This window comes from Natronomonas aquatica (genome assembly GCF_024449025.1).
Taxonomy (GTDB): Archaea; Halobacteriota; Halobacteria; order Halobacteriales; family Haloarculaceae; genus Natronomonas; species Natronomonas aquatica.
On sequence record NZ_JAHLKM010000001.1, the window covers coordinates 281,660 to 296,396 of the forward strand.

Annotated in this window: 13 protein-coding genes, 1 other RNA gene and 2 pseudogenes; 7 read left to right on the forward strand and 9 right to left on the reverse strand. The window is 66.0% G+C overall.

Going from position 1 to position 14,737, the window contains the following annotated elements; translation table 11 throughout:
• Positions 1-42: 42 nt before the first annotated feature.
• The 5 genes and pseudogenes from KM295_RS01540 to KM295_RS01560 all read right to left on the reverse strand — a co-directional run.
• The gene (locus KM295_RS01540) at positions 43-1,152 is read right to left on the reverse strand and encodes a pyridoxal-phosphate-dependent aminotransferase family protein (protein ID WP_256028103.1); all 1,110 of its coding nucleotides are present in this window, start codon (positions 1,150-1,152) and stop codon (positions 43-45) included.
• Between the two features lie 111 nt (positions 1,153-1,263).
• Entirely contained in the window at positions 1,264-2,454 is a 1,191-nt protein-coding gene (locus KM295_RS01545; RefSeq protein WP_256028104.1) for an MFS transporter, read from the reverse strand.
• A gap of 64 nt (positions 2,455-2,518) precedes the next feature.
• Positions 2,519-4,273, reverse strand: coding sequence for a helicase C-terminal domain-containing protein (locus tag KM295_RS01550; RefSeq protein WP_256028105.1), 1,755 nt, complete (start codon positions 4,271-4,273; stop codon positions 2,519-2,521).
• Positions 4,274-4,355: 82 nt separating this feature from the next.
• Positions 4,356-4,967 (reverse strand): annotated as a pseudogene (locus KM295_RS01555) (replication factor C small subunit); the annotation flags it as partial.
• A 3-nt stretch (positions 4,968-4,970) separates the two neighbouring features.
• Positions 4,971-6,632: pseudogene (locus KM295_RS01560) on the reverse strand (AAA family ATPase); the annotation flags it as partial.
• A gap of 116 nt (positions 6,633-6,748) precedes the next feature.
• On the opposite strand from KM295_RS01560, the gene samp2 reads away from it, so the two are divergent.
• The 3 genes from samp2 (at position 6,749) to KM295_RS01580 (ending at position 7,645) form a co-directional block, all read left to right on the forward strand.
• Positions 6,749-6,949, forward strand: coding sequence for a ubiquitin-like small modifier protein SAMP2 (samp2, locus tag KM295_RS01570; protein ID WP_256028106.1), 201 nt, complete (start codon positions 6,749-6,751; stop codon positions 6,947-6,949).
• Positions 6,946-7,299, forward strand: a complete 354-nt coding sequence (locus tag KM295_RS01575) for a GNAT family N-acetyltransferase (RefSeq protein ID WP_256028107.1) — start codon at positions 6,946-6,948, stop codon at positions 7,297-7,299. The genes samp2 and KM295_RS01575 overlap by 4 nt, the downstream gene beginning before the upstream one ends.
• A gap of 82 nt (positions 7,300-7,381) precedes the next feature.
• Positions 7,382-7,645: a DUF7475 family protein gene (locus KM295_RS01580; RefSeq protein WP_256028108.1), complete on the forward strand. Its 264-nt coding sequence runs from the start codon at positions 7,382-7,384 to the stop codon at positions 7,643-7,645.
• A gap of 167 nt (positions 7,646-7,812) precedes the next feature.
• On the opposite strand, the gene KM295_RS01585 is transcribed toward KM295_RS01580, so the two are convergent.
• On the reverse strand, positions 7,813-8,598 hold the full coding sequence (locus KM295_RS01585; RefSeq protein ID WP_256028109.1) for an MBL fold metallo-hydrolase: 786 nt from the start codon (positions 8,596-8,598) through the stop codon (positions 7,813-7,815).
• Between the two features lie 150 nt (positions 8,599-8,748).
• Here KM295_RS01585 and rnpB point away from each other — a divergent pair.
• Positions 8,749-9,167: RNase P RNA component (gene rnpB, locus KM295_RS01590), an RNA gene on the forward strand.
• 131 nt (positions 9,168-9,298) lie between these two features.
• On the opposite strand, the gene KM295_RS01595 is transcribed toward rnpB, so the two are convergent.
• A complete protein-coding gene (locus tag KM295_RS01595; protein WP_256028110.1) occupies positions 9,299-10,414 on the reverse strand; it encodes an aminopeptidase in 1,116 nt (371 codons plus the stop codon).
• A gap of 128 nt (positions 10,415-10,542) precedes the next feature.
• Between KM295_RS01595 and KM295_RS01600 the strand changes: the two genes are divergently transcribed.
• The gene (locus KM295_RS01600; protein ID WP_256028111.1) at positions 10,543-11,088 is read left to right on the forward strand and encodes a carboxymuconolactone decarboxylase family protein; all 546 of its coding nucleotides are present in this window, start codon (positions 10,543-10,545) and stop codon (positions 11,086-11,088) included.
• 146 nt (positions 11,089-11,234) lie between these two features.
• Here the strand turns inward: KM295_RS01600 and KM295_RS01605 are convergent, their stop codons facing one another.
• Positions 11,235-12,329, reverse strand: a complete 1,095-nt coding sequence (locus tag KM295_RS01605) for a LeuA family protein (protein ID WP_256028112.1) — start codon at positions 12,327-12,329, stop codon at positions 11,235-11,237.
• A complete protein-coding gene (locus tag KM295_RS01610) occupies positions 12,329-13,543 on the reverse strand; it encodes a CaiB/BaiF CoA transferase family protein (RefSeq protein ID WP_256028113.1) in 1,215 nt (404 codons plus the stop codon). The genes KM295_RS01605 and KM295_RS01610 overlap by 1 nt, the downstream gene beginning before the upstream one ends.
• 151 nt (positions 13,544-13,694) lie before the next feature.
• Here KM295_RS01610 and KM295_RS01615 point away from each other — a divergent pair, with 151 nt between their 5' ends.
• Positions 13,695-14,399 (forward strand): AzlC family ABC transporter permease, encoded by a 705-nt coding sequence (locus KM295_RS01615; RefSeq protein ID WP_256028114.1) that lies wholly within the window; start codon positions 13,695-13,697, stop codon positions 14,397-14,399.
• Positions 14,396-14,731 carry an AzlD domain-containing protein gene (locus KM295_RS01620; RefSeq protein ID WP_256028115.1) on the forward strand — a complete coding sequence of 112 codons (336 nt, stop codon included), beginning with the start codon at positions 14,396-14,398 and terminating at the stop codon, positions 14,729-14,731. The genes KM295_RS01615 and KM295_RS01620 overlap by 4 nt, the downstream gene beginning before the upstream one ends.
• Positions 14,732-14,737: the final 6 nt, after the last annotated feature.

The following is a 14,737-nucleotide window of genomic DNA, read 5'->3' on the forward strand; positions in this document are numbered from 1 at the left end:
GTAAAAAATCGGACGTGTCGCGTATCGGGACCGAAAGCCGTCTCAGAGGCCGGCGACGTCCTCGATAGCGTCCGTCAGCGCCCGAACGCTCTCGAGGGTGTGTTCGCCCATGTGGCCGATCCGGAACGTCTCCTCGGCGATGTCGCCGTACCCGTTGGAGAACACCATATCGTACTCCTCGGAAACCGTCTCGATCGTCCCCGCGACGTCGATGCCCTGCGTGTTCTCGATGCAGGCGACCGTCTGTGATTCGTATCCCTCTTCGGGGAACATCTCGAAGTGTTCGCGGGCCCACTCACGGGTGTACTCGGCCATCTCCTCGTGGCGGTTCGATCGGCCTGTGTGGCCCTCCTCGAGCATGCGTTTCATCTGCTTTCGATAGGCCAGCATGATCGGGATCGCCGGCGTCGAGTGCGTCTGGCCCTTCCGGTCGTAGTAATCGAGTGTCCGCTGGAAACCACCGTACCAGGAGGCCGACCCCTTCTCCAGTTCGCGCTCGTAGGCGTCGTCGCTGACGACACAGACAGCCAGCCCCGGCGGCATGGCGAAGGCTTTCTGTGTGGAGGCGAAGATGACGTCGATGTCGTGGGAATCGATATCGACGTAATCGCCGCCCAGCGACGAGACGGCGTCGACGACGAAGTAGGTATCCGGGTACTCCGCGATGACGTCGCCGATCTCCTCGATCGGGTTCCGGACGCCGGTGGAGCTTTCGTTCATCACGCAGGCCACGACGTCGTAATCCTTCTCGCTCGTCTCGAGTGCCTCGCGGATGTCCGCCGGTTTGACCGCCCGACCCCACTCGTATTCGAGCCTGTCGACGTCCTTGCCCAGCCGTTCGGCGACGTTGGCGTGACGTTCGCTGAAACTCCCACAGGTCGCCACGAGGATGTTCTCGTCGACGAGGTTGAGCGTCGATGTTTCCCAAAACTCCGTCCCCGACGCCGTGAGGACGATGACGTCGTTGTCGGTGCCGAGGAACGCTTTCGTGTCCTCGACGATGGTCGTGTACAGATCCGTCATCCGATCCATGCGGTGGCCGAACATCGGCTCGCACATCGCCTCTATGACGTCCTCGCGGACCTCGGTCGGGCCGGGGATATACAGCGTCTTGTCGGGGTACTCGTCCTTGTATTCGCGTTTTTTCGTCACGGAAACCACCGGATACGTGCCCTATGTCCGGGGAACGCATGGTACTTTTGATACGGCTCCCGTCGGACGGATCCGACCGGTCCGGCGGAATCGGTCACCGGCGGCGACCGGTCACTCCCTGACCCCGAACCGGACTGTCGGGGTCGGCGCGATCTTGAGCAACACGGGGAGAGTGACGACCGCGATGGCGATCTCGAACCCGCCGGCGACGACGAACGCGGCGAAATAATCGTACCGGGTGGCGAGCCAACCGCCGACGAGGATGCCCCCGAGAAAGCCGAGACTCCCGAAGATGTTGAATCCCCCCATGGCGGCGCCGCGCTCGGTCGGGTCGACCAGATCGGTGACGAGCGCCATCGTCGCGGGCGCGACGAGCGCCCCGAGGACGCCGACGACGGCCATCCCGAGCGCGGCCGTCCCGACGGTCGGTGCGAGCCCGACCGAGAGGATGGCGGTCCCGAACCCGGCCGACCCGGCGACGATCGGAACGACGCGGCCGATCCGATCGGAGAACGCCCCGAAAGGGTATTGCAACAGCGCGAAGGGGACGAAGAAACACGCGAGCAACAGCCCGATCCCGGAGGGTTCGAGATCGAACGTATCCCGGAAGTAGAAGGTACCGATGAGGCCGAAGAACCCCGCGGCGAACCGGTCGGCGAAGCCGAACGCGAAGGGGACGGCGAGTTCCGGCGTCCGGCGGATGCTGGCGAGGGCGTCCCCGAGACTGCTGGACCGATCCGGGGTCCGGTCCGGAAGCGTCCAGGTCACCGCCGCCACGGTCGACAGCAGCGCCGCGGCGACGAGAATTGGCGCGAGCGGGCCGAACGTATACAGCCCCCCGCCGACGGGGGCCCCCAGCGCCGCCCCGAGCCCGATCGCGAGACCGGCCGCACCCATGTTGCGGCCGTGGCCGCCGTCGAGATCCATGAGCATCGTGATCGAAAGCGAGAACGCGCCGATGGTGAACGCCCCCTCGACGAACCGGAGCGCGAGGGCGGTTCGGAAATCACCGACGCCGGCGAGTACGAGCGCCGCCAGGGCCAGATACGCGACGGTCCCGCCGAGTGCGCCGATGACGATGAAGGGGAGCCGCCGACCGAACCGATCTGAAAGCGCCCCCCAGACGGCCGAAAACAGCACGAATGCCAGAAGCTGGGAAGCCAGAAACGCGGTCCCGGCGTCGACGGTCGAGCCGCCGCCGAGCGCCGCCGCGAGCCGGTCGACACCGGGATAGACTAAAAGCTGGGTGAAGAGGACGGCGAAGACGACTGCCGAAAGCCGAGCCCGCTCGCTGTTTCTCACACGGAACGGTACGGTCCGGAGCTATCTTAAACCAGCGAGAGACACACCGACGGTCGGGGGCCGATCAGCCGTCACCCCAGACGTCCGAAAGCGGGTGGTCGTCGACGGAGTCGGCGTTCGAACGGCGCCCCGTCCGGCCGTGGGTATCGGATCCACCCCGATCGCCGACGGCCCGGGCGGGATCGAACGCTGGAAGCTCCGGACGCTCGATCCGATCGACCTGATCTTCGAACCACGGCGGCATATCGGAGCGGGCGCGCTCGAACAGATCCAAAAGCGAACTGTCGGCGAGATACGTCGTGCCGTGATCGTCGGGGGCCCGGACGACCCGCCCGCAGGCCTGGATCACCGTCCGGAGCGCCGTCCTGTAGTACCAGTTCCACTGGCCGTCCTCGAGCCGCCGTGCGACCCGGGAGTCGTTCGTGTTCGGGTACGGTGCCTTACAGAGCACCTGCCACCGGCAGAGGTCGCCAGCGAGATCCAGCGCCTCCTCCATTTTCACGGAAACGAACACGTCGGGGTCGTCGCTCCGCTTCCAGCCCGCGAGGGCGGCGTCTCTGTTCTCGCGGTCGTGGCCACGGATCCGTCCGGCGACGCCGAACTCCGAAAGGAGGTCCCCGAGCCGATCGGCGATGTCGTAGGAGTGGGCGTGGATCAGCCCTTTCTCGTCTCCGTGTTTCGCCATCAGCCGGACGACCGTCCGGGCCACCCCCGGCAGCGTCTCCTCGCGGTGTTCGTAGGTCATCTTCCCCTGTGTCACGTCGTACAGCGGCCGGTTCTCCACCGGAAACGTGTGGGGGACGTCGACCAAAGCGACGGATCCGGGATCGAGCCCAGCCCCGCGACAGAAGGCCGCCTTGTCGAGGATCGTCGCCGAGAGCAGCGCGAACCGTTCGCCGCGGCTCCAGACGGTGTGATGCAGGTACCGGGCCGGGTCCAGCGGCTTGATCGAGACGGCGCCGCCGCGGGGGTCCTCCCGGGTGCCGCGGTCCGACTGGTCGGCGACCCAGACGGTCGGGCTCTCCGTGTCTCTGAGATCCTCGAGAAACCACTTCAGATCCCGGGTCAACTCGGCGAGTCGGTCGCGCTCTTCGGCCTCGGCCTCGGTGAGTTCGACCCGGCCGCGGAGCTCCTTTTGCCGTCGGCCGCAGGTCTCGAGCAGCCGTTCGGCGTACGGTTCGACGTCGGAAACGTCCTCGATATCGGGCGGCCGACACGACCCCCAGACTGGCACCGACGACGGGGACAGCTCGATCGTCGCGTACATCTCAGCCCACTCGGCGAGGCCGTGGGCCTCGTCGACGACGACGACGTCGCGCTCGCCGAACACCTCGCTGCCGGCCGTCTGCATGAAGTACGCGAGCGTCATCGCCGCTATCGGACGGTTCGAGGCGATCGCCCGGTCGGAGAAGTACGGACACCGGTGTTTGACCGGGCAGTCGAACCCGCGTTCGCGCGAACAGGGAGCCCGGTTGACCGGCGTCGAGGTCTCCCCCGGCAGGATACACGTGTAGTTCGGTTTCCCCCGGATGACGCTCAGGTCGTCGAGCAACTCGTCGCCGGCGACGTCATCGAGCTGGGAGACCTGTGGTGTGGTGTAATAGGCGCCGGTCGGCAGACTCGGCGCGGCCTCGCCGTCCCGGCGGGCACAGCCCGCGATCGCCCGCGCCAGAAGCGACTTGCCGCTTCCCGTCGGGGCACGGACCAAAACGACCTCGTTGCCCGCCTCGAAGGCGGCGCGGATGTCCCGGAGGGCCTGCTCCTGTGCGCCCCGAAACGAGGGGGCGGGAAACTCCTCGACGATGCGCGTCGGATCCACACGCGATCGAGGGGCTGCGCCGTTCTAAAGTGTCCGGTTCGGATCGGCGATCAGCCCTCCGGATCACCGCGTGCGGACACCGTTACTCCTCGAGCGCGAGCGACGCGAGAAGCGCCTCGAGTTGGATCTGCTCGTTCGCCCCGGCCGTGATCCGGTAGTCGGCCTCGCCGATCCGCTCCATCAGCCGGACGGCCTCCCGTTCGGAGAGGTCGAACTCCCAGACCGACCGGTGCATCTGGTCGATGATGTCGCCGCCGGCGATCCCCACGTCCGTCAGGAGCGAATCGAGCTGCGCACGGGAAGCGGTGAAATCACCCGAAAGCGCCGCCGTGACCATCTCACGGATCTCCTCGGGGCGGGCCGTCGAGGTGATCGTATAGACCGCCTCCTCGTCGACGACGCCTCCCATCACCGCGGCGGCCTGCAGGCCGTTGATTGCCTTCCGCATGTCCCCGTCGGCGGCGTACACTAAGGCGTCCATCCCGTCGTCGGTCAGTTCGATCCCCTCTACCTCGGCGATGACCTCGATCTGTTCGGCGACGGCGTCGTCACCCAGCGGCGAGAACCGAAAGACCGCACACCGCGATTGGATCGGGTCGATGATCTGCGAGGAGTAGTTACACGAGAGGATAAAACGGGTGTTATCGGAGAACTGTTCCATCGTCCGCCGGAGCGCTGACTGGGCGTCGCTGGTGTTGTGTGTCAAGATACCGTTAGCGAGCATGAAGTTGGGAGTGCCCTCCATACTAATGTTGTACGCTTTCCCACGGTGACTGTGTTCGATCCGTCGTATTTCCGCGGTCTGAACGGGTTTTACTCCACCATCGGAGACGAGCGCGGGTTCGAATTCGTCCCTTTCGTAATGTTCGTCATGGGGGAGTGCACCGTCACCGACGACGACAAACGTGTAATCGTCGCCGTATGTTTCCATGAACTCCCTAACCTTATCCGGCTGGCCCCAGAGTTCGGCGACCCCTTTGACCTCGATTACTGTATCATCAAGCAAGAAGTCTGGATGGAAAACCGAATCGGATAGCTCGAATTCCGGTTCGTATTCGTAGTCGATCCCGGTGTCTTGTAGTGCCTTCGCGACTTCGTATTCCCAGTCAGATCGGACGAGGTGACCGAGTTCTTCGCTGTGTCTGATATTTCCTCCCGTCGGTTCGTGTCCTTGCAGTGCTTCCGAAACCTTCTGTGCAACCTCCGGGTCACGCATCGGGTTGTTGTCGCCCGTGATATCATAAACAGGGTATTCACAATTTTCCGTGCTCTTCTCGATAACCTCCGTCTTTCTTTCCTCGTCCAAGTTGGCCCACCACTCGGCGGAAGCGTTTCCGATCTTTTCTTTCACCGTTTCGGGGTCAGCATCGACGACCCACTCGTCCCAAGAGGTATCGGATCGCAGCTCGCTGATCTGTTCGCAGAATTCCTCGATCGTCTGTTCATCCATCTCCCAGACGGAAACGCCGTGGAACTCTCCCCCGTAGTTCGGGTTATTGTCCCCCGATAGCCGCCCGTCGGAGAGCTTCTCGATGATCTTTTCGCGGCGATCGTTCGACCACTCGACGCCGTGCATCGGATTGCCTCGGCCCTGCATCTCCCGACTGTGCCCTTCGTTCTTACAGTCGACAGAGCAGAACCGACCCGCCGTCCAAGCGCCACAGACATCGCACTGAGAGACACCCACGTCATCTTTCAAGTCGGCTATTTCGTCACCGGGCGATAGTTCCCGGAGTTCTTTTTCGACGAGCCGCCCATCATCCCCGACCACGAAGAACGGATGACCGAGACTCGCAAGAACTGTCCGGTCGTCCTCCAATTCAACTTCGAAGAAGTCCGCGACACCGGAATCCACGAGTTTGCCCGTGTCAGACTGTATTTCGTTCGTCCCGAAATCAACGGACGGTATCGGCTCACCGTCGGTGGCTACCTCCTCTATCGGTTTCACTTCCGGTGAGGACGGATACCCAGTGATGACTTTCGTTTCGGGCGGCACACACAACGCGTCGGCCTCATCGAGGAAGATGATCCGGTGGTCGTAGCCGCCGAAGGAGGCCCGTGCGAAGCTCTTGATCCGGTCGCGGACCACGTCGATCCCGCGCTGGTCGGAGGCGTTGAGTTCGAGGAAGTTCTCCTGCCAGTCGTCGCCGTAGATCTCTCTGGCGATAGCTATCGATGAAGTGGTTTTCCCAGTACCGGCCGGGCCGGCGAACAGAAGATGCGGCAATTCTTGCTGGTTAATGTAGTTCAGAAGCCGTGCCGTGATGTCGTCGTGGCCGACGACCTCATCGAGCGACTGTGGTCGGTATTTCTCGATCCAGATCTCCCGCCCGCGATCCTCGGCGGCGGCCTCGCTCATAGACGGAGATGGCTCCCGTCAGTCATAAACTTCCCGAGACGGAAGGAAAGCGTCGCCGTATCGGGTCGGGGGCGAGAAACGGCACGCTGAAACGGCTCGGATCCCGTATTCGTCGTATGGAGGTGACGTGTGACGTCGTCGGCGGGGAGACCCACGAACTCGAGGTGGCCGCCGACGCGACCTACGGCGACGTCCTCGAGGCGGTCGGGCTCTCGACACAGGAGGCGTCGGTACTCGTCGACGACAGTCCCGTCCCGGAGGATCGGCCCGTCGATACCGGTTCGGTTCGGGTCATCCGACTCATAAAGGGCGGATGACGACGACGCGGCCGGCGGTCCCCGGAGAGTACATCGCCGTTCGATCGATCCTCGAGGGCGCGCTGCTGGAGGTCGAGGCGGGGCTTCTCCGCCGGTCGTCGGTCCTCGTCGCGATCGAGGACGGTCGGATCCTGGGGGCGCTCGTACTCCGGGGCTCCGAGATCGAGGCGATCGCGGTCCGGCCGAAGCGCCGAGGGAAGGGGGTCGGCTCGGGGCTGATCCGGGAGGCGGCAACGCGCCGCCCGCGTCTGTCGGCCGGGTTCGATCCGGCGGTCCGACCCTTCTACGAGGCGCTCGGCTTCGAGGTGGTGTCTGACGGAGGGCGGTGTCGGGGAGTCCGCCAGCCATAGCGGAGAGAGCCCGCGCGCTCGATCCGCGCCCTCCGACGATCGCACCAGACCGCTTTTGCTCGCACTGTTGGATTGTATGGATATGGGCACGACATCCACAACCGGGACGGATCGACGCATCTCGTCGCCGTCGAATCCGGTCGGGTACGTCGCCGTTCTCGCAGCGCTGGTGACGGGCATCATCCACCTGGTGGCGACGATCCTCGCGCTCTTTGCGTTCGAGGGCTGGAGCCTCGAGGCGTTCTACAGGGGCGGGAGCCCCAACCCGATCCTGGTCGTCACGAAAGGCACCGAGGCCGTTCTCGCCGTCTGTGCGGTTTATCTGTACGTCGACGCGGAGAGGTGAGCGTCGAAGACGGCCCCGAAAGCGGACGGACGGTCACCCCCGAAGCCATCATCCGAGACGGGGGAGACACTGATCGAAGGAACGCGGACGCTCCGCTCGATCGCGACCGTCTTCGACGCTGAAAGGCTCGATGTGACCGGGGCTGTCGCCGAACTCGGCGTCTGCCGCTACGACTGACGGGGCTCGGCGGAGGCGGCCCGCGCGCCGTCCCACCGGACCTGCCCCTCGTGGCACAGTTTGTCCAGATGTGCCCGGACCGTCCGGCCGGCGAGATCGCGGACGCCCTCGAGGTCCTTTTCGTAGGCGGCATCGAGGACGTCGGCGACAGTCCGGTTGCCCGCTTCGACGGCGGCGAGCACCCGACGTTCTCGGTCGAGCCGGTGGCGGATCAGCCGCTCGCAGGTTTTTCTGGGCTCGTCGATGACGGGACCGTGAGCCGGGAACAGCCGGGACGGGTCCATCGCGTAGATCCGACGGAGGGAGGTGAGGTACGCGCGCATATCCCCCTCGGGCGCACCGACGACGACGCTGCCCTCGGCGACGGCCAGATCGCCGGTCACGATCCCATCGTCGAGTTCGAAGGCGACGTGTTCGACGGCGTGTCCCGGCGTCTCGCGGACGGTCACGGTGCCGTCGCCGACCGGGATAGTCGTCCCCTCCCGGAAGGTCCGATCCGGTTCGAGGCCGGCCGCGTCGGCGAACGCTGCGGCCCGTCCGTACCGACACCATACCGCCGCGTCGGCGCGCTCGGCGCAGGCGGCGACCCGGCCGACGTGATCCGGGTGGTGGTGGGTGACGGCGACGTGGCCGACGCGTTCGAGTGTCGCCTCGAGCCGTTCGTCGGCCACGGCGGGATCGACGAGCAGGGCGTCCTCGACGCCGACGACGTGGGCGGCGGTCCGACCGCCCGGCGCTCGCGTCGGAACCTCGAGTGGAATCCGTTCGAGCCGCATGCCGCCACGTCGGCCGCGAGGAGGTTAATAGTGCAGGGATCGCGGCAGTCGGGCCCACCGACGGCGACGGCGTGGACGCACCTGAACGCGCCGACGATGTCGATCACCGAACGGCTTAAACCACCGACCGGCTTACCTTCGGTCGGCAGAGGAAGCCCGGTTCCCGTGAGCGGGGCGGCGTCGCCGCCCTGCCCATGAGGAAAGTCCCCCCACCCTCCGGGCAGGTGACCGGGCGCAAGCCCGGGGCGGGAGACCGCCGGCGCTGGAACAGAAACGGGACCACCCGCCCCGACCGATGAGACGCGTTCGGCCGTCAAAACGGCCGGCGGCGTTCGCGGGGTCACCCCGCGAACGCGCGAACCGACCCGCAAGGGAAGGGAGTTAACCCGTCGAGGGCTGGGCGGTCGTCATCGACGACCGCCACGCGAGCGGCGTCAGCCGCGAGCCGACGGGCGGGAACGGATGGAACGGCGAACCCTCACCGGTGCAAGCCCGTCGCCACTGGTAGCCCGGAGACGCGGCGGGCGCTCAGCCGAATGCCGGGCCGAACAGAAGGGGGCTTACTCTCCTCAGCCGTCACCGACCGAAGAGCGGCGGGTCCGGAGATCGGGGCTCGGACCGTCGGCTCCCGGAGTGTCTCGCGGACCTCCCCGGATGTCACGACGTCGTCACCGTCCGCCTCGAGCTTCGAGGAACCGCTCTACCGTTCGGCGGCGAACCCCTCCTCGAACCGGAGGACGCCGTTCCGCTGGATCACCTCGCCGTCGACCTCGATGAACGAACCCTCCGAGACGTCGGCGATCAGATCGACGTGGACCGCCGAGTCGTTTCCGGACTCGCCCTCGGGGAGGTTGGCGTCGTAGGCGCGGCCGAGCGCGAGATGGACGGTATCGCCCATCTTCTCGTCGAAGAGGATGTTGTCCGTGACGCGGTCGATCCCGCGGTTCATTCCGATCCCGAGCTCGCCAAGCCGCCGTGCGCCGGCGTCGGTCTCGAGGACGCTCTCGATGACGTCACCGCCCTGTTCGGCGTCGAAATCGACGACTTCGCCCTCCTCGAAGACCAGCCGGACGTCCCGGACGCGGCGGCCGTTGATCGTCATCGGCACGTCGAAGAAGACCTCACCGGTCGTCCCGTACGGCGCGGTGAACACCTCACCGGAAGGGAGGTTATGGGAATCGTAGGCGACCGAGGCCGCCGAGTTCACCGCGGTCCGACCGTCGATCGACATCCTGACGTCGGTTCTCGGCCGGTCGGGGCGGTCCGTGACGAGCCGTACCTCCGATCCCGCATCGAGGATCGCCTTCAGTTCCGCCATCGTTTCCGCCAGCGCCTCCCAATCCCGGAGGACGGCTTCGTAAACGAACGACTGGTACTCCTCGTAGGCCATCCCTGCCTGCTGTGCGAGGCTGCGGGTCGGGTGGACAGTCGAGACCCAGTCGGTGTCCAGCCGCGCTTCCCGAACCTCGCGGCGGGCGTTGGAGTACGCCTGTCGGGTGTCGCTTTCGACGTCAGCCGTCGCCGCCGTGTTCCGGCCGCCGCCGAGCCGAAGGTAGACGTCGGCGTTCTCGAACAGCGCCAGTTCGTGGCCCCCGAGGTCGAACTCGCCGTCGCGGGCAGACAGGTAGGCCCGGGAGATCTCCCCGGAACCGTACGTCGTCACGACGTTCGCGCCGATCTCCCCGAGCCGCTCGGCGACCGCGACCCCGAGTTCGTGGGCGCCCTCGGCGACGTCTACGACGACGTCGTCCCCGGGATCGACTCTCGCGCTCCACTCGACCAGCACGGCGGCGTGTTCGCGTACGCGTTCGTCCATACACGGCGTTCGGGACGGATTGGTTTATAAACTGTTCGTACAGGAGCCGATCGGTGTCCGAATTCCGGCAGCCCGAGAATACGAGAACCGGACGGAAATTTTAGGTGGTCGCTCGTTCGGGTACACGTATGCCACGTGTCGACTACGTCTCACAGGAGGATCTCGACGACGAGTACGCCGACCTCATCGTCTCCTCGCTCCAGCCCGGCAAACGGATCAACGTCTACAGCGCGATCGGAAACAACCCGGAAGTGCTTGCTGGCTTTCGGGCGTTTCTCGGGTCGCTGTGGGACCACTCCGGGCTATCCGACCGCCAGCGGGAGATCGTCATCCTCACCGCGGCTTCGGAGTTCGGTTCGGCCTACGAGTGGCACCAGCACGTCAACGTCGGTACCGACGCAGGGCTCACCCCCGAGGAGATCGCGGCGATCGGCCGCGACGACCGGACCGGGTTCCCGATCGACGAACAGGCCCTCATCGCCTACACCCGTGCGGTCGTCCGGGGTCGGGTGACCGACGCGCTCCACGAGGCGGTCGAATCGGAACTCGGGGCCGAGGCGACCATCGGGGCCGCATCGACCGCCGCGGGATACGCCGCGCTCGGACAGGTGATCGACGCACTCGGCGTCGAGATCGAGGACGGTGACGAGTTCGCGGGCTGGGATCCGAGGTAAGAAAGCGGTCAGGGAACCGACGGCGGTGATCGGTGCGATCCCCATGCCTGCGGGCGGACTCGGGACGACGGTTCTTGTCGTCGGACTCTGTGTACTCCTCCCGGATATCGGACCCGAACGGTAGGCGGGACGCCTCCGCTCTGCGGCTACCCGTCGAGAACCTCGGCCGCCAGTTCGGTCGCCTCGGTCCCATCGAGCGGCCCCGCCTCGGCCAACCGATCGAGCAGCCGGGAGACCTGTTCGTCGGTCGGCTCGCCGCCCGCCCGTTCGATCAGCTTCCGGGCGCCGCCGCGACCGGTCCCCTCCCCGAAGACGAGATCGCGCCGGCCGCCGAACTCGGCGGGATCGAACGGCTCGAAGACGCTCGGCTCCTCGAGCATGGCCGCGGTGTGGATCCCGGCCTCGTGGCTGGTGACCTCCCCGCCGAGGACCGCCTTCCGGGGGTCGACGTCCTCCGCGAGGATCTCGAGTACCTCCAGACAGACCGGGATGAGTTCGTCGGCCTCGACGTCGAGGGCCGATTCCCCCGCGAGGGCGTCGGCGACGACGACCTCCTCTAAGGCGGCGTTACCGGCGCGCTCGCCGAGGTTCGCGACGCTCAGATCGGCCTTCCCGACGCCCATTTCGGCCGCCGTCAGCGTGTTGGCCGTCCCGACGCCCAGATCCTCGTGAAAGTGGACGCCCGCCCGCGAGAGATCGACACCGCCCGACGAGAGGTCCTCGAGCAACGATTCGACGTACCCCGGCGTCCGGGCGCCGACCGTGTCGGCCAGCCCCAGATGGGCCGGATAGGAGAACCGCTCGAAGGCCTCGATCAGCCGGGCAGGGTCGGTCCGGAAGGCGTCCATGAGCGTCAGCGTCATCGGGAGCCCGTACTCGCGGACGTGATCGATCGCGTCGTCGATGATCTCGAGCATCTCCCCGTACTCTTTGTCCATCACGTGTTCGAGTTGGCCCGCCGAAAGCGGCGCGAAGACGTCGATCCGGTCCGCGTCGGCCTCGGCGACGGCGTCGATGTCGCCGGGGACGGCGCGGGCGATCCCCTCGATCGCGGCGTCGGTCTCGGCCGCGAGCCGCCGGGTGGCTTCCCTGTCCTCTTCGCCGGTGATCGGGAAGCCGACCTGGATCACTGAGACGCCGAGCCGGTCGAGTTCGCAGCCGGCCGCGACTTTCTGATCGGCGGTGTAGGAGCGACCGGGCATCTGGCCGCCCTCCCGGAGCGTCACGTCGGTCAACCGCATCAGATGACCCCCTGTTCCCGGAGCGTTTCGAGGTCCTCCTCGGAGAGATCGAGGCGGTCGCGGAACACCGCCTCGTTGTGCTCGCCGTGGCGCGGGCCCGCATGGGAGACCGCGCCCGGCGTCCGCGAGAACTTCGGCACCGTGTTCGGCGTCTTCAACGGACCGACGTCCTCGTCTTCGATCTCGACGATATCGTTCCGTGCCCGGAACTGCTCGTCCTCGAAGACCTCGGCGATGTCGTTGATCGGGCCGACGATGGCGTCGTTTTCCTCCATGATGTCGATCGCGTCCTCGGTGGAGCGCTGTCGGGTCCACGCCTCGATGACCGCGTCCATCTCGTCGGCGTTCTCGACGCGTTTTTCGTTCGTCTCGAAGCGCTCGTCTCCGATCAGCTCCGGACGGTCGATCGCGTGCATGACCCGCTCGAAGATCGCCTGCGCCGAGGCCGACAGCGCGATGTACCCGTCCGCGGTCTCATAGACACCGCGCGGCGCGGCGTTCGGGTGTTGGTTACCGGTCCGCCCGGGGACGTTGCCTTTCTTGTCGTACTGTTCGACGTCGCTGACGAACAGCCGAAAGAGCGGCTCGTAGAGGCTGACGTCGATTACCTGCCCCTCACCGCTCGCGTTCGCGCCGACGTCGCGTTCGAAGACCGCGAACATCGTCGACTGGACGGCGAACAGTGCGGCGACGAGATCCGCGAGGCTGATCGGCGGGAGCAACGGCTCCTGATCCGGGAACCCGTTGACGTGGGCCCACCCGGACATCGCCTCGGCGACGGTCCCGAAGCCGGGTTTGTGCGACATCGGGCCCGTCTGGCCGTACCCGGAGATACGCACGAAGATGATCCCCTCGTTGACCCCTTTGAGCGTTTCGTAGCCGAGGTCCCACTCCTCCATCTTGCCCGGCCGGAAGTTCTCGAAGACGACGTCGGCCTCCTCGACGAGTTCCAAAGCGAGGTCGCGCCCGTCGTCGCTCTTGAGATCCAGCGTGATACACTGTTTGTTCCGGCCGATCGACTTCCACCACAGCGAGGTCCCGTTCTCCATCGGCGGCCAATCGCGGAGCGGATCGGTATGCTCCGGATGTTCGACCTTCACGACGTCGGCGCCGAAATCGGCGAGAAGCATCGTCGCGAACCCGCCGCTTATCATGCCCGAGAAGTCGACGACGTTGAGCCCCGCCAGCGGGCCGCCGGAACCGTTCGCTGTCATTATACCCGACAGATGAGTCGTCCTGTAGGAATAAAGCCCGAGGGTACGATACCACGCGTTTGCGATGGCGTGTGAGACCGATAACCACTCGCCTGCGAACGGTTCCGTCGCGTCAAGTTATTAGTAGGCCGGGGGAATCGAACCATGCGTGATGAACCGGACGCTCGGAGCGCTCGATACACATCGGGAAGACATCCTCAGAGGAATGCGCGACGGTGCCCCGGCGGCGCTCGGGACCGTTCCCTACGGTCTCGTGTTGGGGATCGCCGCCGTGAGCATCGGCCTCACACTGCCACAGGCGACGGGGCTGGCCGCGTTCGTCTTCGCGGGGCTGGCGTCGCTTACGATGGTCGATCTCCTCGGCGGTGGAGCCTCGATCGCCGTGGCCATCGCCGCGGCGCTCATCGTGAACTTCCGGTTTACGATGTATAGCGCCTCGATCGCCCCCCACCTCGAGGAGTTGGGGCGCGTCTGGCGCTGGACGCTCCCGTTCTTTCTCGTCGGCCCGGTCTACGCCATCGCCCTGAACGCGTACGAACGGGGGCGGGCGGACCACCACGGGTGGTACTTCCTCGGCGTCGCGATACCCTCCTGGACCGTCTGGGTCGTCGGAACCGTCGTCGGCGTGGTGGTCGGCGCGGGCGTGCCCGAGTCCTTACAACTCGGCTTCGCCGTCCCGCTGATCTTCATCGCCATCATCGTCCGGTTTCTCGAGGACGTTCCGACGGTCCTGGCGGCGGTCGCCGGCGGCGGTGGGGCGGTCGCCGTCGTCGACTTGCCGTTCAATCTGGGACTTTTGGTCGGTACCGCCGTCGGAATTTTGGTCGGCTTCGCGGCACAGGCGGTGCGAGGATGACGGACTACGGCAGTCTCGTCATCTGGATGGCGATCGCCGTGGTTGCCGTCGGAACCTGGGTCTTTCGGACCGTCTTCGTCGTCCTGTTCGGGCTGTTGGACGACGTACCCCAGCGGGTTCACCGGATACTGGCGCTCATCCCTGCGGCGGTCATCGCGGCGATCGTCGCGCCGGATCTGTTCCTTCGTGAGGGCGCACTCGCGGTCGGAATCGACAACGAACAGCTGCTGGCCGGCATCGTCGCCTTCGTCGTCGCGTGGTATACCGAGAACATGTTCGTCACGATCGTCGTCGGGATGGGAACGCTGTGGACGCTACTTTTTATCGTGTGACCGCCG

What these genes read in the sequence shown, in the direction of transcription:
- KM295_RS01595 (WP_256028110.1), bottom strand. Translation starts at nt 10,414, where the DNA reads ATGGACGAACGCGTACGCGAACACGCCGCCGTGCTGGTCGAGTGGAGC.
- KM295_RS01620 (WP_256028115.1), top strand. Translation starts at nt 14,396, where the DNA reads ATGACGGACTACGGCAGTCTCGTCATCTGGATGGCGATCGCCGTGGTT.
- KM295_RS01605 (WP_256028112.1), bottom strand. Translation starts at nt 12,329, where the DNA reads ATGCGGTTGACCGACGTGACGCTCCGGGAGGGCGGCCAGATGCCCGGT.
- KM295_RS01615 (WP_256028114.1), top strand. Translation starts at nt 13,695, where the DNA reads ATGAACCGGACGCTCGGAGCGCTCGATACACATCGGGAAGACATCCTC.
- samp2 (WP_256028106.1), top strand. Translation starts at nt 6,749, where the DNA reads ATGGAGGTGACGTGTGACGTCGTCGGCGGGGAGACCCACGAACTCGAG.
- KM295_RS01575 (WP_256028107.1), top strand. Translation starts at nt 6,946, where the DNA reads ATGACGACGACGCGGCCGGCGGTCCCCGGAGAGTACATCGCCGTTCGA.
- KM295_RS01580 (WP_256028108.1), top strand. Translation starts at nt 7,382, where the DNA reads ATGGGCACGACATCCACAACCGGGACGGATCGACGCATCTCGTCGCCG.
- KM295_RS01610 (WP_256028113.1), bottom strand. Translation starts at nt 13,543, where the DNA reads ATGACAGCGAACGGTTCCGGCGGCCCGCTGGCGGGGCTCAACGTCGTC.
- KM295_RS01585 (WP_256028109.1), bottom strand. Translation starts at nt 8,598, where the DNA reads ATGCGGCTCGAACGGATTCCACTCGAGGTTCCGACGCGAGCGCCGGGC.
- KM295_RS01600 (WP_256028111.1), top strand. Translation starts at nt 10,543, where the DNA reads ATGCCACGTGTCGACTACGTCTCACAGGAGGATCTCGACGACGAGTAC.